We start from the raw sequence: 23733 nt of genomic DNA, 5'->3' as shown, positions 1-23733 counted from the left end.
ACGGTCGCATATGCCGTGGTCTGGTACGAGGGGATTTTCCGTCGCCACCGCCGTGCTCCGCGCCGACCGGGACCCGACCCGACACGCCCAGTAACGTGGCAGCCATGACAGCTGTTGCAGATCGTTCGCTCGGGCCGGAACTGGTACGTACCGTGAGCATCGGCGAGGCCGATGTCCTCGTCGTGGGAATCACGACCTCGGACGACGGGCCGGTGATCGCCCCGGCGGACGCCTTCGACGATGTGCTCGACGCGCGGACGCGCGCGGCGTTGGTGGCGGCACTGCGGGCGGTCGGGGCGAAGGGCAAGCCCGAGGAGCTGACCCGGATTCCCGCGCCCGACGGGCTCGGCGTGGACAGTGTGCTGGCCGTGGGGCTCGGGGCGGCCGACAAGGTCGACGCCGAACAGGTGCGCAAATCCGCGGGGGTCGCGGGGCGCGCGCTGAGCGGGACCGGCACGGCGGTGACGACGCTGTCCGGGCTGGACCTGGGTGCGGCGGCGGAGGGGTTCTACCTCGGCGCGTACACGTTCACGCCGTACCGGTCGGGCAAGTCCGCGCCGAAGGCCGATGAGGGGCCGGTGCGGCGGGTCGAATTCCTGGTTCCGGAACCGGGATTCGGCGAGGAGGAGCTGTTCCGGGCGCAGGCGATCGCCGAAGCCGTCGCCACCGCACGGGATTTCGTGAACACGCCGCCGAACGATCTGTTCCCGGCCGAATTCGCCGATCGCGCGGCGGAATTGGCGAAGGCCGCGGGGCTTCAGGTGGAGATTCTCGACGAGAAGGCGCTCGCCGACGGCGGGTACGGCGGCATCATCGGCGTCGGGCAGGGGTCCTCGCGGCCGCCGCGGCTGATTCGCATCACCTACGCGGGCGGTGACAAGAAGGTCGCGCTCGTGGGCAAGGGGATCACCTTCGACACCGGCGGCATCTCCATCAAGCCCGCCGCGAACATGGAGAACATGACCTCCGATATGGCGGGTGCGGCGGCGGTCATCGCCACCACGCTGCTCGCCGCTCGGCTGAGCCTGCCGGTCACCGTGACCGCGACCGTGCCCATGGCCGAGAACATGCCGTCGGCTACCGCGCAGCGACCCGGCGATGTGCTCACCCAGTACGGCGGTACCACCGTCGAGGTGCTCAACACCGATGCCGAGGGGCGGCTCATCCTGGCCGACGCCATCGTCCGCGCGGGCGAGGACGAGCCGGACTACCTCATCGACGTCGCCACCCTCACCGGTGCGCAGATGGTGGCCCTCGGCACCCGCACCCCGGGCGTCATGGGCACCGACGAATTCCGCGACCGCGTCGCCCGCATCTCCCAGTCCGTCGGCGAAAACGGTTGGCCCATGCCACTTCCCAAGGAATTGCGCGCCGACATCAACTCCAAGATCGCCGACCTGGCGAATGTCGCGCCGCACCGCTGGGGCGGCATGCTCTCGGCCGGACTGTTCCTCAAGGAATTCGTCCCCGAGAACGTCCAGTGGGCGCACGTGGATATCGCGGGGCCGTCCTACAACACGGGCGGCCCGTGGGGTTACACGCCGAAGGGTGGCACGGGCGTGCCGGTCCGCACCTTGATCAGCACGATCGAGGACATTGCGGCGGAGTAGCTGAACCGGCGGGAGCGCGGGTCGATGGCCTCGCTCCCGCCGTGGTCCGCGGCCATTTGGTGTTGCCGCGCATACCGACCGATGTGTTCGGCCCAGCGGCTGGCTGTGATGACCGTCCCGCCCGGAGCACTGTTGGCGGCGCATTGGGGTATCCGAGCGTGGAAATACGCAACTCGGTTCAGCCGTGGGCGTGCTGGTTCGATGTTGGCCCCGACGACGAATGGGCGCGGTAGGTGTCGTGCCGGTGTCCGACCGGCGTGCCATAATCCTGGACCGGTGTCGTCGATCGGCGGCTCGGCCGGTTGGGGCGAGCTGTTTCGGGAGGGTTCTGGATGTCCACACGCGCGCTGAGCCAGCACGACTTCCAGCAGACGGTGGCGAGCAATCACATAGTGCTGGTGGACTTCTGGGCCGAATGGTGCGGATGGTGCACGCGCTTCGCGCCGGTCTACCAGGCCTCGGCCGCGACACATCCGCAGATCGTGCACGCCACCGTCGACGGTGACAAGGAACCGGGTCTGGTCGCCGCCGTGGAGCTCACGGGGTACCCGACCATCATGGCGTTCCGCGAGGGCCTGCCGGTGTACAAGCACGCCGGGTTCTTGACCGCGGCGCAGCTGGAAGACGTTGTGCAGCAGGTCATGTGGATGGACATGGACGAGTTCCGGCGGCAGGCGGCCGAGCAGCTCCAGCAACAGGCACAACGGCAGGCGCCCGTCGAAGCTGCACCGTCGGCACCGGCTCATCGTGCTGGGCCAGCAGGAGGACCGCCGCAGTATGGTTGGCCCGGGTTGCGGACCAGCTGATCGAGTCGCGGGGGCGATAGGCCTGAGCGGTCACAAATCGCCCGCGCGAGCCCGAAATCGGCCCTCGAACCCGATTTCCGACCGCTGAGGCCAACACTCACTCGTCCGCCAGCATCGCCCGCCGCCGCTGAATCCGCCGCCTCGCATCATGATCCCGCATCCGCTGCGGGTACCCCACGCGCCGCACATCGTAGACCGGAATACCGAGGTCGCCCGAAAGCCGTTGCGCACCACGCTCACCCACAACACGCCGAGTCCACTCGCCGTCATACGCCACCAGCACAACGGTCACATCGGTAACCGTCGTCCGCGGCTCCACGAACGCCTCCACGCCATGGTGTGCCCGCGTCCACTCCCGCAGATACGCCGCATCCTCCGCCCGCTCACGCACCACCCCAGCACGCAGCCGATCCAAGAAACCCACCCGGCCACCTCCTCTCCGGAGCCGGAAAACCGCTACTACCTCCCTCGATAGTGCCAGCGCCGACCCCAATCCGGCAGCCCGCACCCGACTCCACAGCGAAAACACAGCCGCAACACAGCATCCGCCCCAGGAGGCCAACCACCTCCCGCAACGGCGACCCGCCCGACCCGTCCACGACGGCTGCGGCCAGTAGCGCCGGTGGACGCAACGACGGCGGCGGTGACGGCCACAGCACCGACACTGACTTTTTGCCGCCGCGGCCATGGCTGCGGCGGCGACAGCGAGTCTCAGAATTCCAAAGCCATCCACTCCCCCGGTTTCGCCAGAGGGGCGAACCCGAGCTTCGCGTAGACGCTGTGTGCGTCCGCGGTGGCGAGGAGGATGCGGCGGAGGCTGCGGGGGCGTAGCTCTTCGCGGATGGCGACTACTAGGGCGGAGCCGATGCCCTTGCCGCGTACCGACGGGGCGACGTAGACGTCGCAGAGCCACGCGAAGGTCTCGCTGTCGGTGATCACCCGCGCGTATGCCACCTGGTCCCCCGAAACGGTTTCGTACACACCGAAGTTGAGTGACCCGGCGATTGTCCGTTCGACCTTCTCTCGTGGCCGCCCCATGGCCCAGTACGCGTCGGTCGACAGCCAGTGGTGGACGCGCTCGGCATCGATGCGCGCGGGATCGGTGGAAAGTTCGTAGCCTTCGGGCAGTTTCGGTGTGTCGGTCATACCGCGAGACTGCCCCGCGCCGCGACCGACCGTCGAGCGGATTTGGAAAGTCCCCACACGCGGCGTCGGCTAGCCTCCGGGGTCGTCGTCGCGCACCTATATCGCCACCGGTCTGTTCTGGCATTGGCACCAACCCCCGGCCGCGCCGCGCGGTGCCGTCGCGGGTCTGATTTCATATCGGCCGCATCCGCCGCTGCCATCGCGGGTATGAGTTCGTAGTGGCCGCATCCGCCCAGGTGTCGTCGCGGGAATGAGTTCGTATCGGCCGCATTCGCCCCGGTGTCGTCGCGGGTATGAGTTCGTATCGGCAGCACCCGCTCCGGTGCCATCGCCGTCCTGAGTTGATATCGGCCGCACCCGCCCCGGTGCCGTCGCGAACGGGGACGCCCGCATAGTTCACGAAGGGCTCGTGCGACGGTCTGCCGCAGCGCTATTGGTCGATGTCCACAACGCTCGCGTGGGGGCGCGCACGTGTGGTCGTGTGGGGCGAGCGGGGCGACACGGGGTGGGGTGTCGTGAATTTTGACACGACGGGATTGCTATCAACGCAGCTCGGCGCGGCGGGGTGTGGCTCACCGGGCGGGTGGTCGGCGGGAGAGGTGGGAAGATCGGCCGCCCTGTGACACGCCGCACGCGCGGTAGTGCAAGGATGGGGAGCTGGAACAACAACCTACGGATCTCCGGTGCCACAGAATGATCGGTGGCTTGACGGGACCGCCGCGACCCGCGGCCGATGCCGACGAGAGACGAACTGTTTAACCCGACGAGCAGTCAGAGGAGTCAACGGACATGGCCTTCTCCGTCCAGATGCCAGCTCTTGGTGAGAGCGTCACCGAGGGCACTGTGACCAGGTGGCTGAAGCAGGAAGGAGACACGGTCGAGGTCGACGAGCCGCTGCTCGAGGTCTCCACCGACAAGGTCGACACCGAGATCCCGTCGCCCGCCGCCGGTGTGCTGGTCAAGATCAGCGCCCAGGAGGACGACGTCGTCGAGGTCGGTGGCGAACTCGCGGTGATCGGTGATGCCGGTGAGGCTCCCGCCCAGGATTCCGCGCCCGCCCCCGAAGCCGCCCCCGCCGAGGAAGCGCCCGCTCCGGCCCCCGAGCCCGCCCCGGCCGCCAGCGCCCCCGCCCCGGCCGAGGAGGCCCCCGCCGCCTCCGGTTCCGGCGAAGGCACCCCGGTCAAGATGCCGGAGCTCGGCGAATCGGTCACCGAGGGCACCGTCACCCGCTGGCTCAAGCAGGTCGGCGATCAGGTCGAGGTCGACGAGCCACTGCTCGAGGTCTCCACCGACAAGGTCGACACCGAGATCCCCTCGCCCGTCGCGGGCACCCTGCTGGAGATCACCGCGCAGGAAGACGACGTCGTGAACGTCGGCGGCCAGCTCGGCGTAATCGGCAGCGGCGCACCGGCTTCCAAGCCCGCCCCGGCCCCCGAGCCCAAGCCGGAGCCGAAGCCCGAGCCCAAGCCGGAACCCAAGCCCGAGCCCGCCGCCCAGGCCCCCGCGCCCAAGCCCGCCGAGGCCCCCAAGCCCGAGCAGAAGCCCGCCCCGGTCCCGGCCGGTGCCACCCCCGCGGAGGAGCCCTCCGCCAACGGCGGCCCCTACGTGACCCCGCTGGTGCGCAAGCTCGCCGCCGAGCACGACGTGGACTTGTCCTCCGTCACCGGTTCCGGTGTCGGCGGCCGTATCCGCAAACAGGATGTGCTCGCCGCCGCCGAGTCCAAGAAGGCCCCGGCTCCGGCCGCCGCGCAGGCCCCCGCCGCCCAGTCGCCCGCCGCCACCTCGGCGCCGCGCCCGCAGCTGGCCCACCTTCCGGGCACCACCCAGAAGGCCAGCCGCATCCGGCAGATCACGGCCACCAAGACCCTGGAGTCGCTGCAGACCACCGCGCAGCTCACCCAGGTGCACGAGGTCGATATGACCAAGATCGCGGCGCTGCGCAACAAGGCCAAGGACGCGTTCCAGGCGCGCGAGGGCGTCAAGCTCACGTTCCTGCCGTTCTTCGCCAAGGCCGCCATCGAGGCCCTGGGCGTGCACCCGAACGTGAACGCCTCCTACGACATGGATTCCAAGCAGATCACCTACCACTCGGTGGTCAACCTGGGCATTGCCGTCGACACCGAGCAGGGTCTGCTGTCCCCGGTCATCCACAATGCCAACGACCTGTCGCTGGCCGGATTGGCCCGGGCCATCGCCGATATCGCCAACCGCGCCCGCAATGGCGGCCTCAAGCCGGACGAGCTGTCGGGCGGCACCTTCACGGTCACCAATATCGGCTCGCAGGGCGCGCTGTTCGACACCCCGATCCTGCTGCCGCCGCAGGCCGCGATGCTGGGCACCGGCGCGATCGTCAAGCGCCCCATGGTGATCAGCGACAACGGCAGCGAGGCCATCGGCATTCGCTCGATGGCGTTCCTGCCGCTGACCTACGATCACCGGCTCATCGACGGCGCGGACGCCGGTCGCTTCCTCAGCACCATCCGGCATCGGCTGGAAGAGGCGGCGTTCGAAGGCGATCTCGGCCTGTAGCGATGAAGGTCGTGGTGGCCGGGTCCTCCGGTCTGATCGGGACGGCACTCGTCGCGGCCCTGCGCCGCGACGGGCACGAGGTCACCCGCCTCGTGCGCCGTCCCGCGGCCGCGCGTGACGAGTTCACGTGGGATCCGGCCCGCGCCGACCTCGACCAGCGCGCGCTGCGCGACGCCGACGCCGTGGTGAACCTCTGCGGTGTGAGCGTCGGGCGGCGGCGCTGGACCGGCAGTTTCAAACAGGAACTGCGCGACAGCCGCATCACCCCGACCGACGTGCTCGCCTCGGCGGCCGCCGAATCGAGTGTGCCTACCCTGGTCAACGCGAGCGCGGTCGGCTACTACGGCGACCACACCGGCGACCGGGTGCTGACCGAAAGTTCCCCTGCCGGAACGGGTTTCCTGGCCGCGCTGTGCCAGGACTGGGAGGCCGCGACCGAGCCCGCCGCGACCGCGGGCGTCCGGACCGTGCTGTTGCGCAGCGCGGTGGTCATGGCCCCGCACGGCGGCATGCTGGGCATGCTCCGGCCGCTCTACTCACTCGGACTGGGCGGTCGGCTCGGCAATGGCCGCCAGTACCTGCCGTGGATCTCCCTCGACGACGAGATCGGCGCGATCCTGTTCGCGCTCACCACCGCCGCGATCTCCGGACCGGTCAACCTGGTCGGCCCCGCACCGGTCACCAATGCCGAATTCAATCGGGCCCTGGGCCGGGCGCTGCATCGCCCCACCCCGTTCGTGGTGCCCGCCTTCGCCCTGCGCGCGGCGGTCGGCGAATTCGCCGACGAGGCGATCCTGCACGGCCAGCGCGCCATTCCGGCGGTGCTCGAAGAGGCGGGCTACACCTTCCAGCACCCCACCATCGGCGCCGCACTCACCGCCGCACTCGGCCGCTGAGCCCCAGTCGAGCGAACTTTCGCCCCGCTCCACCACGCCCTGGCCAGGGCCACCACCAGCATGGTCTCGGTTTCGCCAACGCACCCCTGGGTAACCCACCGGTAGCTAGACTGGATTGCCCAAGTCAGACCCGTTGCGCAAGCGGGCCGCCGAGCGAGACAGGCGTGACCGCCATGTTCAAATCCATCTACTTCAGAGCATTCGCCGCAGAATTGGTCGCCGCACTCGCCATCCTTACCGCCGGGTATTCGATTCCGAGTTTCGACAACCCTTTTGCCTGTGTGCCGCATATGTCGTCGACCTCCGAGTTCCTCGACTGCCTCGGCGGCTGAGGCGAGGTCCGGGTCACACGGCGGCGCTGGCTACCGTGGACGGGTGAGCGACGCATCCTCCCCCGCCATGCTCGCACCGGCCGACCTGCTGGTGCGTGATGCCCGTGCGAGTGATCTGCCGGAGATCCTGGCGATCCACAACAACGCCATCGCCGAGACCACCGCCATCTGGGATACCGAGCTGGCCGATCTCGACGAGCGCACCGCGTGGTTCCAGGCCCGCACCCGAGCCGGATGCCCGATCCTGGTGGCCGAGATCGACGGCGCGGTCGCCGGATACGCGAGCTATGGGCAGTTCCGCCCGAAGTCGGGTTACCGCTTCTCCGTGGAGAATTCGGTGTATGTGGCCGAGCGCTTCCACCGCCGCGGCGTGGCCCGCGCGCTCATGGCCGAACTGTTGGTCCGCGCGCGCCAAGGCGGGGTGCACGCCATGATCGCGGCTATCGAATCCTCCAATACCGTCTCCATCGCGCTGCACGAGAAATTCGGATTCCGCGTGGTCGGGCAGCTACCGGAGGTGGGCCGCAAATTCGATCGCTGGATGGACCTGACACTCATGCAACTGCTCTTCGACGATGGCGTAACGTCCCAGTCGTGAGCGAGAGCACTACCAGCGTTCCGAGCACCCCGGCCGCCATCCCGGCCCGCGCCTCGGCCCGATACGACCGGACCCCGCTGCTGATCGAGGATCTGGGTCTCATCGACTACCACCTGGCCTGGGATCGGCAGCGCGCCATTGCCGCCGAACGCGCCGAGGGCATCGGCCAGGATCGACTGCTGCTGCTGGAACATCCGTCGGTCTTCACCGCGGGCCGCCGCACCGAACCGGAGGACATGCCGATCGACGGCAGCCCCGTGGTGCAGGTGGATCGCGGCGGCAAGATCACCTGGCACGGGCCGGGGCAGCTGGTCGGGTATCCGATCGTGCGGCTGGCCGAGCCGGTCGATGTGGTCGCCTATGTGCGGCGCATCGAGGAGGCGATCATTCACGTGTGCGGGCAGCTCGGGCTGAATGTCGGTCGCGTGGAAGGGCGTTCGGGCGTGTGGGTGCCCGCGAACGATTTCCTGCCCGAGCGCAAGATCTCCGCGATCGGCGTGCGGGTGCAGCGGGGCGTGACGCTGCACGGCGTCTCGTTCAACTGCAATTCCGCACTGGACGGTTTCCAGGCGATAGTGCCGTGTGGGATTCGCGATGCCGGTGTCACGACGCTGACCCGGGAACTGGGTCGTGAGGTGACCGTGGCGGAGGTGCGGCCGCTGGTGGCCGAGGCCATCGCCCGCGCGCTCGACGGTGATCTCCCGGTCTCCGACCACACCCTGGCTCGCACCGCGAAAGCCGAGACCACGGCCCCGCCCAAGGTCGTGACCACGGCCCCCGTCAAGGCCGAATGATCTCCATCCGATCACGAGCGTAGAGTCGTTTCAGTGACCTCCGTCGACACCCCGACACCGAACAATTCGGCCGCACCCAACGGCCGCAAGCTCCTTCGCATCGAGGCTCGCAACGCCGAGACCCCGATCGAGCGCAAACCCAAGTGGATTCGCACCCGCGCCACCATGGGTCCGGAGTACTCCGAACTCAAGGGCCTCGTGAAACGCGAAGGGCTGCACACGGTCTGCGAGGAGGCGGGGTGTCCCAACATCTTCGAGTGTTGGGAAGACCGTGAGGCCACCTTCCTGATCGGCGGCGAGCAGTGCACGCGGCGCTGCGACTTCTGCCAGATCGACACCGGCAAGCCCGCCGCGCTGGACCGCGACGAGCCGCGGCGCGTGGCCGAGAGCGTGCAGGCCATGGGGCTGCGCTACTCCACCATCACCGGTGTGGCCCGCGACGATCTCGAGGACGGCGGCGCGTGGCTCTACGCCGAGACCGTGCGCGCCATCAAGCAGCTGAACCCGCACACCGGCGTGGAGCTGCTCATTCCCGACTTCAATGCCGTGCCCGAACAGCTGGCCGAGGTCTTCGCCTCCCGCCCCGAGGTGCTCGCCCACAATGTGGAGACGGTGCCGCGCATCTTCAAGCGCATTCGCCCGGCCTTCCGCTACGAGCGCTCCCTGGCGGTGCTCACCGCCGCCCGCGAGGCCGGTCTGGTCACCAAGTCGAACCTCATCCTGGGCATGGGCGAGACCCCGGAAGAGGTCACCCAGGCCATGCGCGACCTGCACGAGGCGGGCTGCGACATCCTCACCATCACCCAGTACCTGCGGCCCTCGCCGCGCCACCATCCGGTGGACCGCTGGGTGAAGCCGGAGGAGTTCGTGGAGCACTCCCGCTTCGCCGAGAACCTCGGCTTCGCCGGTGTGATGGCCGGACCGCTGGTGCGCTCGTCCTACCGCGCGGGTCGGCTCTACGCCCAGGCGATGAAGTTCCACGGCCGCGAAATCGCGCCGGAGATGGCGCATCTCGCCGAGGAGGGCACCGCCTCGCAGGAGGCCACCTCCGTGCTGGCGCGCTTCGGCTCCTAGCCGCGACGAATTCGACGCAAACCGCCCCGCACGACATGTGCGGGGCGGTTTCTCGTCTGGCGACAACACGCGTATTCGACCGGGTCGGTATTCGTTTCCGGGAGTTCCGAGAATGTTCGCGTCATGTCCCTTCCGCGTCGTTCTCCTGGTTTCGTGGACGTGATCGCCCCGGCGGTGGGAAGCTCGAAGTACCGCACGTGGCGACCAGGGGAGCGAGCCAGATGGTCGAAAAGACGAGTGCGTCGGCAGGCGCGAATGGCAGGGCAGTGACGGCCGAACGGCCGGAGGACATACGCAATGTGGTGCTGGTGGGCCACAGCGGGTCGGGAAAGACCACGCTGGTGGAGGCCTTGGCGGTGGCCACGGGGGTGGTGCCCCGATGTGGGAGGGTGGAGGACGGCACCTCCGTCTCCGATTACGACGATATCGAGCAGCGACAACATCGCTCGGTGCAATTGTCGGTGGTGCCGATGGGGTGGGAGCGATACAAGATCAATGTATTGGATACCCCCGGATACGCGGATTTCGTCGGGGAATTGCGGGCCGGTCTGCGAGCAGCGGACGCGGCCCTTTTCATTGTCTCGGCGGCCGCCGGAGTCGAGGGCGTGAGCGGCCCGACGCTGGCGTTGTGGGAGGAATGCGCGAAAGTCGGGATGCCGCGCGCCATTGTGCTCACCCATTTGGACACCGCCCGTGCGGATTTCGAGGAGATGACCGAGACCTGCCGGGAAATTCTCGGCGGTGGGGTATCGGAATCCATTCTGCCGCTTCATCTTCCGGTATACGGCGAGAAGAGCGCCGACGGGCATCGGCCGGTGATCGGGCTCATCGACCTGCTGGCGCAGCACGTGTACGACTACGTGACCGGCGAGCGCATCGAAACACCGGCCTCCGAGGATCAATTGGCGCAGTTGGAGGAGGCGCGCAATCGGCTCATCGAGGGCATCATCGCCGAGAGCGAGGACGAGAGCCTCATGGACCGCTACATCGGCGGTGAGGAGATCGAACTGGCCACCCTCGAGGAGGATCTCGAAAAGGCCGTCGCCCGAGGCAGTTTCCATCCGGTGCTGATCGCCGCGCCTCCCCCGGAGGGGGCACGGCAGGGTTTGGGCACGGTGGAGATCCTGGAGCTGATCACGCGCGGCTTCCCGACGCCCGCGGAACATCCGGTCGCGGCGAGCGGCATCTCCGGCGGCACACCGGAACCGTTGCTCTGTGATCCGAAGGGGCCCTTGGCCGCCGAGGTCATCCGCACCGCCTCGGACCCGTATGTCGGCCGACTGTCCCTGGTTCGCGTCTTCTCCGGCACCCTGCACGCCGACGACACCGTGCACGTCTGCGGACACGGACCGTCGGAGACGACGAACCACGACTCCGACGAGCGGGTCGGGGCCGTCTCCGCGCCGTTCGGCAAACAGCAGCGCCCCCTCGGCCAGGCCATCGCCGGTGATATCGCCTGTGTCACCAAACTCGCGCACGCCGAGACCGGCGATACGCTCTCGGCCAAGGACGCCCCGCTGCTCATCGAGCCGTGGACCATGCCCGACCCGCTGCTGCCGGTGGCGGTGCAGGCGCACTCCAAAGCCGACGAGGACAAGCTCTCCCAGGGTTTGAGCCGATTGGTGGCCGAGGATCCGACGGTGCGGCTGGAGCAGAATCCGGATACCAAACAGCTGGTGCTGTGGTGCCTGGGCGAGGCGCATCGCGAGGTGGCCCTGGAGCGCCTGCGCACCCGGTTCGGGGTGCAGGTCGATGTGATCGACCACAAGGTGGCGCTGCGCGAGACCTTCGCGACCGCCGCCACCGGGCGTGGACGGCATGTGAAACAGTCCGGCGGGCACGGCCAGTACGCCATCTGCGAGATCGAGGTGCAGCCGCTGCCGGAGGGTTCGGGTATCGAATTCGTGGACAAGGTGGTGGGCGGAGTCGTTCCGCGACAGTTCATTCCGTCGGTGGAGAAGGGGGTGCGCGCACAGGCGGCGCGCGGGGTGATCGCCGGATATCCGCTCGTGGATGTGCGGGTGACGCTGTTCGAGGGCAAGGCGCATTCGGTCGACTCCTCCGATGCCGCCTTCCAGACCGCCGGTGCGCTGGCCCTGCGCGAGGCCGCCGCCGCGGCGCGGATCAATGTGCTCGAGCCGATCGCCGAAGTGCTGGTGGTGGTGTCGGACGAGTACGTGGGGCCGGTGCTGGGCGATCTGTCCAGCCGACGCGGGCGGGTGCTCGGCACCGAACCGCTCGGGCGCGGCGGGCGCACCGCCATCCGCGCCGAGGTCCCCGAACTGGAGCTCAGCCGCTACGCTATCGACCTGCGTTCGCTGGCGCGCGGGGCGGCCGATTTCACCCGCCGCTATGTGCGACACGAGGCCATGCCCGCGCAGTTGGCGGAGAGCATTCGGGAAAAGGCCAAGAACCACAACTGAATTCGCCTGATGAATTCGTTCTGACATACACGATCACGGCGCGAGGTAGTGCTGGCACTACCTCGCGCTCTGGCGTGCGCACCACCCGCGATTCGGGTGTGCGCGCCATGGGCAGCGACGCCGCGAATTCCTAGCATCGACAGGGTCATCGGGAGCACGGACTTCCCGATCCGAAGCAGGAGGATTCTTGTGCACACGAGGGCATTTCGGCGTCATACGGCTCGAGCCGCGATGGCCGGAGTCGTCGCGGGGGCGGTGTTGGCGGTGACGGCGTGCGGCGGTTCGGAGGCCACGTCGAACGATTCCGACGCGACCGTGCGGGCAGCGTTGGAGCAGCTGGTGAGCAAGGGGTTTCCGGGTGCGCAGGCCGTGATCAGCGGCCCGGACGGGGAGCGGGTGATCTCGGCGGGCGTCGGCGATCTCGGCAGCGGCGCGGCCATTCCCGACCACTCGCGGGTGCGTATCGGCAGCAACACCAAGACCTTCGTGGCCACGGTGGTGCTGCAACTGGTGGCCGAGGGCAAGGTGGAGTTGGACGCACCGGTGGAGCGGTATCTGCCGGGCGTGGTCGGGGGCAAGGGCAACGACGGCAACCGGGTGACGGTGCGCCAGCTCTTGCAGCACACCAGCGGGCTGCCCGACTATCTGGGGACGACCGATCCGGCGGTGACGAACGGTCCCACGCAACTCATGCCGACCGACCAGTCGCTGCGGTGGCGGCATTTCACGCCCGAGGAGTTGGTGGGCATCGCCATGGATATGCCGCCGCGCTTCGAACCGGGGACGCGGGCGGTCTACACCAATACCAACTACATCCTGCTGGGCATGCTCATCGACCGCGTGACCGGGCAGTCGTATCAGAGTGAGATCGATCGCCGGATCGTGCAGCGCCTGGGGCTGCGCGATACCTATTTCCCCACCGACGGTGAGGTGCGCGACCCGCATCCGGTGGGCTATCAGCTGATCGACGGCAAGCCCGTCGATCTCACCACCTACGACCCGTCCTGGGCCGGATCGGCCGGTGCCATGATCTCCACCGGAGCCGATATCAACAAGTTCTTCACGGCGCTGCTGAACGGTGAGCTGCTCCCCGCCGACCAGCTGCGGGAGATGCGCCGCACGGTCCCCTTCGACCGGGATCCGGGCGACGGCTACGGGCTGGGGCTCATTCACCAGTCGGTGTCCTGTGGCAAGGAGGTGTGGGGGCACGGCGGCAGCATCCCCGGGTTCGGCACCCGCAATGGTGTGCGGGCCGACGGGACCGCGGTGACGGTGATCATCAATCAGCTACCGGAAACACAGGAACAGGCCGATGCGGAAGCGCGGGCCTTCGACGAAACGGTGTGTGCGGCATGAGGATCGGACAGTGGCTCGCGGTGGTCGGCTTGGCATTGCCGTTCGGAATCGGCTGTGCCGCGGGCGACTCCCCCGACACCGGGCTGGATCGCTTCTACGGCCAGGCCCTGGAGTGGAAATCCTGCGACGTGGCCAAGCTGGACGAGGCCGGAGCGCAGTGCACCGATGTGACCGTGCCGCTGGATTACAGCCAGCCGCAAGGGAAGACGATCACCGTCGCCATCTCTCGCATTGCCGCCGATCCGGCGCACAAGCAGGGCGTGATCCTGTCGAATCCGGGTGGGCCGGGCGGCCCGGGTCTGGACTTCATGGTGGATGTCGGCGCGGCCATGACCCCGGATGTGAAGGCCAGCTACGACCTCATCGGCATGGATCCGCGTGGCGTCGGGCGGTCGACGCCGGTGAACTGCCACTGGCCGCGCGGATTCGGACTGCTCTCCGCCGGACTGGACCGGGCCGGATTCGACGAATCCGTGGCGACGCAATCGGATCTGGCGACGCGGTGCGCCGAGGCGGAAGGTGAGCGGCTGCCCTACATCACGACCCGCAATACGGCGCGCGATATGGATGTGGTGCGCGCGGCGCTCGGCGCGGAGAAGGTGAGCTACTACGGGACCTCGTACGGCACCTACCTCGGTGCGGTGTTCACGCAGATGTTCCCGGAGCGCAGCGACCGGATCGTGCTGGACAGCGCGGTCGATCCGGAACGCTATGGGCCGGTGCACATGATGCGGGATATGGGGCCCGCCAACGAGGCCGCCTTGGACCTGTGGGCGGACTGGGCGGCGGCCCACGACGGCGAGTACCACTTCGGCAGCACGCGCGAGGAGGTGCGGGCGGGGGTAGAGGATCTGGTGCGCCGCTCGGCCGAGAAGCCGATTCGCATAGGGGCTTTCGAGGTCGACGAACACGATCTGCCGCTGGTGCTGTTCACCGGGCTCGACAGCCCCGACCAGTACACCATGGTGGCCGAGCAGTGGCGGCAGCTGCGCGATGCCGCGGACGACAAGCCCGTCGATATCTCGGAAGAACTGAACAAGTCGCTGGAGTTCATGATCTCCGCACGGCCCGAGGACAGTTCGCCGCAAATGGCGATCATGTGCGGTGACGTCGAGGCGCCCCGCGATCCCGAATGGTACTGGCGCAATATCGAGGCCGCGCGAGCATCGCAGCCGGTGTTCGGGGCCTTCGCCAACAATCTCACGCCGTGCGCGTTCTGGAATCCGCCCGCCGAGCCGACCACGGTGGTGCGCAACGCGGTTCCGGCGCTCATCGTGCAGTCGACCGGCGACACCCGGACCACCTACAACAATGGCGAGGGTTTGCATCGCGCGCTGACGGCGTCGCGCATGGTGACGCTGCGGGATGTGCCCATCCACTGGATCTTCGGGCGCTACCAGAACAGCTGCGTGTACGACGCGGTGAACGCGTACTTCCGGGACGGGACGCTGCCCGCTACGGATATCACCTGTACGAAGTGATGCCGTAATGGCCCGAGCCCCACGGGGTTCGGGCCTTCACGCGTTCAGGTAGGCCAAGACCGCGAGTACGCGACGGTGCCCCACCTCGTCCGCCGTCAGCCCGAGCTTGGCGAAAATACTGCGAATGTGTTTGAGCACCGCGCCTTCGCTCACCACCAGACGTTCGGCGATGGTGGTGTTGTTGTGGCCTTCCGCCATGAGCGACAACACTTCTCGCTCCCGGGCGGTGAGCGCCGAGAGCGGGTCGTCGGCCTTGCGGCGCACCAGCAGCTGCGAGATCACCTCCGGGTCCATGGCGGTGCCGCCCTCGGCGACGCGGCGCAGCGAATCCAGGAAGCGGTCCACCTTGCCGACGCGTTCCTTGAGCAGGTAGCCGACGCCGCCCGCGCCGTCGCCGAGGAGTTCGGCGGCGTAGCTGTCCTCGACGTAGGCCGACAGCACCAGGACCGGCAGTCCGGGATGAATCTCGCGGGCCCGCACCGCCGCTCGCAATCCGTCGTCGGTGAAGGTCGGAGGCAGGCGTACATCGACCACCACGGCATCGGGTCGGTCAGCCGCCACGGCCTTCAGGAAATCGTCGGCATTGTCGACCGCGGCGACGACCTCGATTCCGGCCGTATTCAGCAGGAGGGCGAGCCCTTCGCGTAGCAGGGCGTCGTCCTCGGCGATCATGACGCGCACGGAAACTCCACGCGGCACACCTTACTGAGGTAGGCGGTGAGCCCGCGCGCTCGAGGTTCACGGGGCCTCCGGCAGCCGGGCTCGGCCCCGCTCAGAGCCCGGAGGGGAGTTCGACCCGCAGCACCGTCGGTCCGCCGGGCGGGCTGGTGAGGGACATGCGGCCGTCGAGGGCCTCGGCACGGCGGCGAATGCCCGCGAGGCCGCCGCCCTCGGTCTCGTGCGCGCCGCCCACGCCGTCGTCGCTGATCTCGACGGTCAACAGGTGCGCGGTGCCGTCGATGGTGACCGCCAGATTCGCCGCGCCGGAGTGTTTGGTGGCATTGGTGAGTGCTTCCGCCACAACGAAATACGCGGCCGCCTCCACCGCGGCAGGCCAGCGGCCGATGGTGTGCGCCGCCACCGTGCACGGGATGGGGCTGCGGGCCGCGAGGGCCGCGACCGCGCTCGACAGGCCGCGATCCGACAGGACGGGCGGGTAGACGCTGCGCAGTACGTCGCGGAGTTCGGCGAGGGCGTCGGTAGCGGTGTCCTGTGCCTTGCGCATCAGATCGCGGGCGGCCGCGGGATCACGGTCGTGGAGTTGTTCGGCCAGGCCCAGCTGCATGATCACCGCGGCCATGCGGGCCTGTGCGCCGTCGTGCAGGTCGCGTTCGATGCGGCGCAGTTCCGCGCCGTGCGCATCGAGGGCGGCGGCGCGGGTGGCGGTCAGTTCGGCGACGCGGTGCGCGAGCGCCACGTCCGGGGTGGGTGCGAGCAGCCAGCGGGCGGCGCGGGCCTGCCAGTGGGCCGCCGCGGGAACCTGAAGTGCCAGTGCCGCAACGGGAATCGCGATAGCGAGGCTCGCCAGCGCGGTCCCCCAGGAGTTCACGACGAAGCCGAAGGTCTGCACCGCACCCTCCGGCACCGCCTGCCAGTACAGCGGAATCAGCATTTGGTTCACCGCGCTCAATGGCAGCCCGACGGCGAGCCCCGCGATGGTCAGGCCGGTCGCCGCGTGCAGACACAGCCACGTGATGTCGCGCCGGTTCGCCGGATCCTCGAACACCGTCGCCACCCGCTGTCGCACGGATCCGGTGAACGGCCGATACACCTCGGCGATCGTCTCCCCCAGCTCCGCACTCGCCCTGGCACGTTCGAACCCGAGCAGCGGCCGCACCGCGCGCACGGCATCGGGCAGCACCGGAATCCCCACCCCGACCAGGCACAGCGCGAACGCCACGAACAACCCCACCACGGCGAACAGCGCCAGCAGCGAGGTCGCGCCGCCGATCACCAGATACAGCACCGCCGAAGGCAATGCCCTGATCCGCGCGCGCAGGTAGTCCACCCGCTCACCGTATGCGGCCCCAACCGTCGCGCGGTGCGGCGGGCGGGGGCCGGTGTGGCGGGCCACCGAAGTCCGATGCGGCAGGGCGGGCCCCCGAATCCCTCGGCGGCGGTGCGCAAGCCCTGGTGTGGCCGCGGCTGTCGAGGACCTTCAGGCATTCGCCGATATCGAGTGCGCGGGCGCGGTAGTCGGGGTGTTCGATGCCGATCTGGGCGAGGCAGGCGCCCGGTGGCCGTCGGCGACGAGCGAATTCGGTGCCGCTGCGAGGTCCCCGGGGGATGCCTCGGAACAGCAAGGCCCGCGATAGACGAACGGACCGAAACCCGCGGCGGGGCGGTGCACGCCGTCCCCGAGGCGCATGCGGCCGCACGTGTCGGCGAACGGCATCGTCCGTCGAATCTCGTTGTGGCGCGACACCCGCGGCGAACCTCGCGATCCCGGCGCGGATCGGGGCGAGCGCGGCCACTATCCTGTGTGCCATGGCAGCAGGTAAGGGCGGGAAGCCGTCGAAGGAAGCGAAGGCCGCGGCTAAGGCGGCGCGCAAGCAGGCGTCGAAGGAGCGTCGCCAGCAGCTCTGGCAGGCGTTCCAGATGACGCGCAAGGAAGACAAGCTCCTGTTGCCGCTGATGATCGGGGCGCTGGTCGGTGTCACCGCGATCTTCCTGATCATCGGCCTGATCTTCGACCTGCAGTGGTTCCTGCTGCCGATCGGCATCCTGCTGGGCGCGCTCGCCGCGTTCATCATCTTCGGCCGCCGCGTGCAGAAGAGCGTGTACGCGCGGGCCGAGGGCCAGGCGGGCGCGGCCGCGTGGGTGCTGGAGAACATGCAGGGCAAGTGGCGCTTCACCCCGGGCGTCGCGGCCACCACCCAGCTCGATGCCGTGCACCGCGTCATCGGCCTGCCCGGCGTCATCCTGGTCGCCGAGGGCTCCCCGCAGCGGCTGAAATCCCTGCTCGCGCAGGAGAAGAAGAAGGTCGCCCGCCTCATCGGCGACACCCCCATCTACGACGTGGTGATCGGCAACGACCCCGGCCAGGTCCCGCTCAAGGACCTGCAGCGCTACCTCACCAAGCTCCCCCGCAATATCGACACCAAGCGCATGGACCTCATCGAGGGCCGCCTCTCGGCCCTCGCCACCCGCGGCGGCCCGGCGCTGCCGAAGGGCCCTATTCCGGGCGGGGCGAAGATGCGGGGTGTGCAGCGGACCATTCGTCGCCGCTGAGGTTCGTCGAGGAATTGGGGATGCCCGCGCTGTTGGATGGCGCGGGCATTTTCGTGTGGTGGCTTGTCCTCAACGGTCGAAATTCAGCCGGACCCCCGCGAATTCCGCACGAGACCGCGTTTCTCGACCGCTCAGGCCAATCTCACCGCACATGCCCCGCCAAGAACCGCACCACGTCCGGAGTAACCGTCCGCCAGTACTCCTCGGTATGCCCACCCGGCGTGATCAACCCGACCTCCGGTCGGGCCTGGGCGATGAACTGGCGGTTTCCCTCGATGAACCGATCCCGGTCGCCGCACCACACGCCCATGGGGGCGGGACCCAGTTTGTCGATGGTGCGCAACGGGTCGATGGCAGCCCAACTGGCCACGTCGACGAAGGCGTGCCGCTTGCTCATATCCGCCCAGGACGTCATGAGTCCGGCGGAGACGGTGGCGATCGCATCGACCGGTCGGCCGAGTTCGGTGGTGCGCCGCGCGTAGAGCATGGCCCCGAAGCCGCCCATGGATACGCCGGTGCAGGCGAAGGGTTTTCCGCCGGGGCCGCCCAGGCGTCGCGCGGCCAACCAGCCCGGGACCTCGTCCACGAGCATGGCCATCGGGTCGTCGCCGGAGGGCTGTCGATGCCAGTAGTTGTCGCCGCCGTCGACGGCGATGAAGCCGAACGGCGGCACCAGCCGCGACATGACGGCCACGGTGAGCACCTCGGCCAGACCGCCGACGGCGGCGGTGTGGGCATTGCCGTTGCGGCCGTGCAGCAGGAGCGACATGGGCAGTCCGCCGATGGGCACCCCCGGCGGCAGAATGGTCACCACGTCGACCTCGCGCCCCCGCGCCGCCGAGTACATCCGTTCGGTCTGGACGACCGGGCCCAGCTGATTGGGCGTGGTCTCCTCGAACGACGCGGAGTGCAGCACCCGCCGCACCCCTTCGGGCGCGGCATTCACACCGGCGGCCCCGACGGCCGCCAATCCGAGCAGACCCGTGGCGGCGAACAGCGACCGGCGGCTGAATCGGCGCGCCGCGGCCTTGTGGCCCTCATCCATGAATCCTCCGCCAAACACATCCACTGTCCCCGCCAGATCACGAATTCATTACGGCGGGCCGCCCGCACGATACCGGTCCAAACTGAGAACCGGTGAAGTGCCAGCAACGCCCCGGTGAACTCGTCGGAATCACCCGGGTGTGGTTTTGACCAGGTCGACGCGGTCGCCCGGGCGCGGATCCGCCTCGTCGAGCCCGGTCTCCCCCAAGCCGATCCGTTGCTGCAGCCGCTTCAGTCGAGCGGGAGCCCACCACACCCGGTCGCCGAGCAGCTTCATGGTCGCGGGGACCAGCAGCATGCGCAGCACGGTGGCGTCGATGAACAGCGCGGCGATCATGCCGTAGGCGATGTACTGCATCATCACCAGGTCGGAGAAGGCGAACGCGCCGGTGACGACCAGCAGGATCAAGGCCGCCGCGGTGATGATGCCGCCGGTTTGCGCGGTGCCGATACGAATGGCGTCCTCGGTCGACGCACCCTTCGCGCGGGCCTCGACCATGCGCGAGACCAGGAACACCTCGTAGTCGATGGACAGGCCGTAGACGATGGCGATGATGAGCACCACCATGACCGCTTGGCCGGGCTGCGGTGTGAAGTTCAACAGTCCAGCGCCGTGCCCGTCGACGAATATCCAGGTCAGGATGCCCAACGTGGAGCCCAACCCGAGGCCGCTCATGAGTGCCGCCTTGAGCGGCAGGACGAGTGAGCCGAAGGTCAGGAACATGAGCACGGTGGTGACCAGCAGGACGAGCGCGATCATCCACGGGATACGGGTCAGCAGTGCGTCGATGGTGTCCTTTTGCAGCGCGGGGACACCGCCGACGAGCAGCGTCATACCCTCGGGGAGCTCCAGCGCACGGAGATATTCGATGGTGTCTCCGGCATTGTTGATATCGGCGACGGGAGCCTTGGCCCGGTAGATATCCGGGTTCGAGGGTGAGCGAGACGGGATCTCGAACCGTCCGGTCAGCCCCGGCGCCTTGTTGGCCTGACTCCACACCGGCCCGACGGCGCTGGAATTGTCGGAGATGAAGACCAGTTCCAGAGGGTCCGTCTTGCGCAGTGGGAAGTGCTTGTCGATCTCTTCCTGGGCCAGTCTGGTCGGATTGTCCGGCGGCAGATACTTCTCGCTGAAGCCGCCGAAGACCAGATTGTGCATGGGGATGATCAACAGCACCAGTGCGAGCAGCAACGGCACGGCGACCTTGCGCGGGTGCTTCATGACCCACCCCGTGCTGCGCCCCCAGAAACCGTTCTCCACCGCCTGGGCCGAGGTGGTCCGGCGAAAAGTCTTCAGCCCCAACATATCCACCCGCGGACCGAGCACCGCCAGCACCGCGGGCAGAATCGTGAGCGCCGTCAGCGCGGCGATGGACACCGTCGCGATCGCCCCGTACGCCATGGATTTCAGGAAGCCCTGCGGAAACAGCAGCAGCCCACCGAGACTGGCGACGATCATCGTCGCGGAGAACACCACCGTGCGACCCGCCGTCAGCACCGAGCGCCGCACCGCCGCGCGGGTGTCGTGCCCGGCGGCCAACTCCTCGCGGAACCGGCTGACGATGAACAGGCCGTAGTCGATGGCCAGACCCAGACCGACCATCGAGACCACCGCGGAGACGAAGGAGTTCACCTCGGTGTAGTTGGCGATGAACCGTACGATGCCGAACGCGCCGAAGATGGTGAGCAGACCGGTCATGAGCGGAAGCGCGGCCGCGACCACGCCACCGAAGATGAGGAACAGCAGCAGGCCCACGAGCGGGATGGCGAGCAACTCCATGCGGTGCAGGTCGTCGGCGATGGTGTCGCTGAGGGTGCCCGCGATCGGCTGCAGACCGCCGACCCGCACGTCCACCCCCGGAATCGTGAAGGCGTCCTTGACTTCTCGGTAGTTGCGCAGAATATCGGTGTCGTTCTCCCCGCGCAGGGCGATGGCGGCGAGGGCGCGGGACTTGTCCTTGGTCGCCAACCCGCTCAGGGCGGTCCCGGATTCGGTGGGCCAGTACGCGGCCCGGACTCCGGCGATCTGGTCGGGATGGTCGACGGTGAGCCGGTCGAGGTGCTCGACGATCCAGTCGCCGAAGACCGGATCGTCGACGGTGGTGCCCGCGGGAGCGGTGTACAGCACCACCACGTCGACATCGTGATTGCGCCCGAACGCGGCATCGGCCAGCCGTCCGGCCTCGGCGGATTCCGAGCCCGGATCGAAGAAGCCGCCCGCGCTCAGGTGATCACCGAGACCGAGGCCGTAGCCACCCAGTGCCAGCATCGCGGCCGCCACCAGTCCGATGACGACGAACCGCAAGCGGCAGACCAGTTCTCCCCACCAAGCGAACAAGAGTCCGTTCCTTCCCTGCGGTCCCGCCCAACTGCCCCACAAACGTACCTACCAGCGTTTCGGAACACATGCGTTTGCGCTATCGGCACTGGTAGACGCGTATTCGCCTGCCGCTCTCGGGAATTCGCGAAAAAAGTTTCCGAGCCCGGGAATGATCCACACGTTTCTAACCTTCTATAACTCGATAGTCGGTTAGAACACTGACCGGCACGAATCGCAGACAGGACGAAGCCATGACCGCCGTGCGCCACAACACCGTCGAAATCCAGGGACTTTCGGTCTTCTACCGCGAGGCCGGGGACCCCTCGAAGCCGACACTCGTACTGCTGCACGGCTTCCCGAGCTCGTCGGCGATGTTCCGCGACCTGATGCGCGATCTCGGCGACAGCTACCACCTCATCGCGCCCGACCACATCGGGTTCGGGCAGTCCGCCATGCCCCAGGTGAACGAATTCCCCTACAGCTTCGACAAACTCACCGAGATCACCGAGGAACTCCTGGACGCCCTCGGCATCGACCGGTTCGCGCTCTACATCCAGGATTACGGCGCGCCCATCGGCCTGCGCATCGCCGCCAAGCATCCGGAGCGCGTCACCGCGCTGATCTCCCAGAGCGGCAACGCCTATCTAGAGGGCTTCACCCCGTTCTGGGACGCGCTTTTCGCCCATGCCAAGGACCGGGCCGCGAACGAGGCCGCCGTGCGCGCACTGCTCGAACTCGACGCCACGAAATGGCAGTACCTGCACGGTGTTCCGGAAGACCGCAAGGCCCTCGTCGCCCCCGACACCTGGATCCTGGATCAGGCATACCTGGATCGCCCGGGCAACAAGGAGATCCAGCTCCAGCTGTTCTGGGACTACCAGTTCAACCTCGACGGCTACCCCGCCTTCCAGAAGTACTTCGCCGAGCACCGGCCGCCGACGCTGATCACCTGGGGTGAGCATGACGAGATCTTCGGAGCCGACGGAGCGCGGGCCTACCTGCGCGATCTGCCCGACGCGGAACTGCATCTGCTCGACGCCGGGCACTTCGCGCTGGAGACGCACGGGGCCGAGATCGCCGAACTGATCCGAGAGTTCCTGCGCGCCAATGTCGGATAGTCACCGCGTGCCGTGCAGCCAACCGATCCGGTCGTAGGCGAGCGCCTGATAGAGGACGAGGACAGCCGCGGAGATCAGCGCCCACCGCGGCAGTCCCGCCGCCCACAGCGGACCGGGTTCAGTGACAGGCCCAGAGCCCAACGGCGACAAGGCGTTCCGGCGAGCGCGCGAATCAGCGCGCGCGAACGAGCGCGGTGCCGGTGGCGCGGTCGTGCATGCCGCGGCCGTCGGCGTCGGTGAACAGCGCGGGCACCACGAAGACGATGAGGATCTGCCGGGCCAGGGCGCGCACGAAACCGACCGGTGCGGCGGCGTCGATGCGGGCGACGCGCTCCTTGAGGAAGTACTGCCCCGGCGTGAAGCCGAACAGCGTCACCGCCGCCACGCCGATGAGGAACCACACCAGCAGGGTCGGCGTGGAGAGCGAGCTGATGATGACCACGAGATTCGGCGGCCGCTGCTCCCCCGGCTGCAGATCCATCTTCGCGATGAGCTTGTCGGGATTGGGGCGGAAGATGACCGCCGCCAGTCCGAGCGCGATGAACCAGTCCACGGCGAGGGCGACGATCCGCCGGAACATGGAGACGAGCGATCCGACACCCTCGCGCGGCAGGCCGAGCTCCTTGCCCGGGTAGTCGTCGGGACCGGGGTTGCCGGGTTCGGCGTTCGGTCCGGACAGCCAGGAGCCGGTAATGCGTGCCATGGCCCCAGCTTAAGTGCCGCTTCCCCGCCGCCGGACGGCACCCGGGCCCGGGGGCCGAACGTCGCGAGCAACGCGCGCGGGAACACCGACGAGACCGCCGAGTAACCAACCGGGTGCTGAATGCCCCGACGCGGCGGTGAGGATTCTCACGCGCGCCCGCCCGCGCGCGGTAATCCCCCTATCTTTTTGGCGTCATGTTCGGCGATCCGCGCTGCTCGATGGCAGTATGTCGGTGCTGGTCGTGCGCTGCTCAGCGCCCACTGCGGCTGCTT

At 68.3% G+C, this 23733-nt stretch carries 20 protein-coding genes; 13 read left to right on the top strand and 7 right to left on the bottom strand.

Going from position 1 to position 23733, the window contains the following annotated elements; genetic code table 11:
- Positions 1–104 precede the first annotated feature (104 nt).
- Both ACIBH2_RS20860 and ACIBH2_RS20855 read left to right on the top strand, forming a co-directional pair.
- Positions 105–1610, top strand: a complete 1506-nt coding sequence (locus ACIBH2_RS20860) for a leucyl aminopeptidase (RefSeq protein WP_397119725.1) — start codon at positions 105–107, stop codon at positions 1608–1610.
- A 332-nt stretch (positions 1611–1942) separates the two neighbouring features.
- Entirely contained in the window at positions 1943–2416 is a 474-nt protein-coding gene (locus tag ACIBH2_RS20855; RefSeq protein ID WP_397119723.1) for a thioredoxin family protein, read from the top strand.
- Positions 2417–2513: 97 nt separating this feature from the next.
- Here the strand turns inward: ACIBH2_RS20855 and ACIBH2_RS20850 are convergent, their stop codons facing one another.
- Positions 2514–2840 carry an oxidoreductase gene (locus tag ACIBH2_RS20850; protein WP_397119721.1) on the bottom strand — a complete coding sequence of 109 codons (327 nt, stop codon included), beginning with the start codon at positions 2838–2840 and terminating at the stop codon, positions 2514–2516.
- 287 nt (positions 2841–3127) lie between these two features.
- Positions 3128–3562 (bottom strand): GNAT family N-acetyltransferase, encoded by a 435-nt coding sequence (locus tag ACIBH2_RS20845; protein WP_397119719.1) that lies wholly within the window; start codon positions 3560–3562, stop codon positions 3128–3130.
- Between the two features lie 789 nt (positions 3563–4351).
- Here ACIBH2_RS20845 and sucB point away from each other — a divergent pair.
- The 9 genes from sucB to ACIBH2_RS20800 all read left to right on the top strand — a co-directional run bounded on the left by sucB (position 4352) and on the right by ACIBH2_RS20800 (position 15045).
- Entirely contained in the window at positions 4352–6091 is a 1740-nt protein-coding gene (gene sucB / locus ACIBH2_RS20840; protein WP_397119716.1) for a 2-oxoglutarate dehydrogenase, E2 component, dihydrolipoamide succinyltransferase, read from the top strand.
- A gap of 2 nt (positions 6092–6093) precedes the next feature.
- Positions 6094–6987 (top strand): TIGR01777 family oxidoreductase, encoded by an 894-nt coding sequence (locus ACIBH2_RS20835; RefSeq protein ID WP_397119714.1) that lies wholly within the window; start codon positions 6094–6096, stop codon positions 6985–6987.
- A 164-nt stretch (positions 6988–7151) separates the two neighbouring features.
- Positions 7152–7319 (top strand): hypothetical protein, encoded by a 168-nt coding sequence (locus ACIBH2_RS20830; RefSeq protein WP_397119712.1) that lies wholly within the window; start codon positions 7152–7154, stop codon positions 7317–7319.
- Positions 7320–7386: 67 nt separating this feature from the next.
- The gene (locus tag ACIBH2_RS20825; RefSeq protein ID WP_397120937.1) at positions 7387–7917 is read left to right on the top strand and encodes a GNAT family N-acetyltransferase; all 531 of its coding nucleotides are present in this window, start codon (positions 7387–7389) and stop codon (positions 7915–7917) included.
- 38 nt (positions 7918–7955) lie between these two features.
- Positions 7956–8711, top strand: coding sequence for a lipoyl(octanoyl) transferase LipB (gene lipB, locus ACIBH2_RS20820; protein ID WP_397120935.1), 756 nt, complete (start codon positions 7956–7958; stop codon positions 8709–8711).
- Positions 8712–8744: 33 nt separating this feature from the next.
- Entirely contained in the window at positions 8745–9785 is a 1041-nt protein-coding gene (lipA, locus tag ACIBH2_RS20815; protein WP_397119710.1) for a lipoyl synthase, read from the top strand.
- A gap of 221 nt (positions 9786–10006) precedes the next feature.
- Complete coding sequence (locus tag ACIBH2_RS20810; RefSeq protein WP_397119708.1) at positions 10007–12208, top strand: elongation factor G-like protein EF-G2; 2202 nt, start codon at positions 10007–10009, stop codon at positions 12206–12208.
- A 231-nt stretch (positions 12209–12439) separates the two neighbouring features.
- Positions 12440–13564 carry a serine hydrolase domain-containing protein gene (locus ACIBH2_RS20805; protein WP_397119706.1) on the top strand — a complete coding sequence of 375 codons (1125 nt, stop codon included), beginning with the start codon at positions 12440–12442 and terminating at the stop codon, positions 13562–13564.
- Entirely contained in the window at positions 13561–15045 is a 1485-nt protein-coding gene (locus tag ACIBH2_RS20800) for an alpha/beta fold hydrolase (RefSeq protein ID WP_397119704.1), read from the top strand. The genes ACIBH2_RS20805 and ACIBH2_RS20800 overlap by 4 nt, the downstream gene beginning before the upstream one ends.
- Before the next feature lie 36 nt (positions 15046–15081).
- Here the strand turns inward: ACIBH2_RS20800 and ACIBH2_RS20795 are convergent, their stop codons facing one another.
- Together ACIBH2_RS20795 and ACIBH2_RS20790 are read right to left on the bottom strand one after the other, a co-directional pair.
- Positions 15082–15726 carry a response regulator gene (locus ACIBH2_RS20795; RefSeq protein WP_397119702.1) on the bottom strand — a complete coding sequence of 215 codons (645 nt, stop codon included), beginning with the start codon at positions 15724–15726 and terminating at the stop codon, positions 15082–15084.
- 91 nt (positions 15727–15817) lie between these two features.
- On the bottom strand, positions 15818–17053 hold the full coding sequence (locus ACIBH2_RS20790) for a sensor histidine kinase (protein WP_397119700.1): 1236 nt from the start codon (positions 17051–17053) through the stop codon (positions 15818–15820).
- 479 nt (positions 17054–17532) lie between these two features.
- Between ACIBH2_RS20790 and ACIBH2_RS20785 the strand changes: the two genes are divergently transcribed.
- On the top strand, positions 17533–18276 hold the full coding sequence (locus ACIBH2_RS20785; protein WP_397119698.1) for a DUF4191 domain-containing protein: 744 nt from the start codon (positions 17533–17535) through the stop codon (positions 18274–18276).
- 142 nt (positions 18277–18418) lie between these two features.
- On the opposite strand, the gene ACIBH2_RS20780 is transcribed toward ACIBH2_RS20785, so the two are convergent.
- The gene (locus tag ACIBH2_RS20780) at positions 18419–19321 is read right to left on the bottom strand and encodes an alpha/beta hydrolase (protein ID WP_397119696.1); all 903 of its coding nucleotides are present in this window, start codon (positions 19319–19321) and stop codon (positions 18419–18421) included.
- 129 nt (positions 19322–19450) lie between these two features.
- A complete protein-coding gene (locus ACIBH2_RS20775; RefSeq protein WP_397119694.1) occupies positions 19451–21658 on the bottom strand; it encodes an MMPL family transporter in 2208 nt (735 codons plus the stop codon).
- Positions 21659–21891: 233 nt separating this feature from the next.
- Between ACIBH2_RS20775 and ACIBH2_RS20770 the strand changes: the two genes are divergently transcribed.
- Positions 21892–22758 (top strand): alpha/beta fold hydrolase, encoded by an 867-nt coding sequence (locus ACIBH2_RS20770; protein WP_397119692.1) that lies wholly within the window; start codon positions 21892–21894, stop codon positions 22756–22758.
- A 172-nt stretch (positions 22759–22930) separates the two neighbouring features.
- Here the strand turns inward: ACIBH2_RS20770 and ACIBH2_RS20765 are convergent, their stop codons facing one another.
- On the bottom strand, positions 22931–23461 hold the full coding sequence (locus ACIBH2_RS20765; RefSeq protein WP_397119690.1) for an RDD family protein: 531 nt from the start codon (positions 23459–23461) through the stop codon (positions 22931–22933).
- Positions 23462–23733: the final 272 nt, after the last annotated feature.

The sequence above is a fragment of the Nocardia sp. NPDC050406 genome, from assembly GCF_044459025.1.
Taxonomy (GTDB): domain Bacteria; phylum Actinomycetota; class Actinomycetes; order Mycobacteriales; family Mycobacteriaceae; genus Nocardia.
Note: the sequence above shows the minus strand (reverse complement) of the source record. Positions and strands in the feature narration are given on the sequence as shown.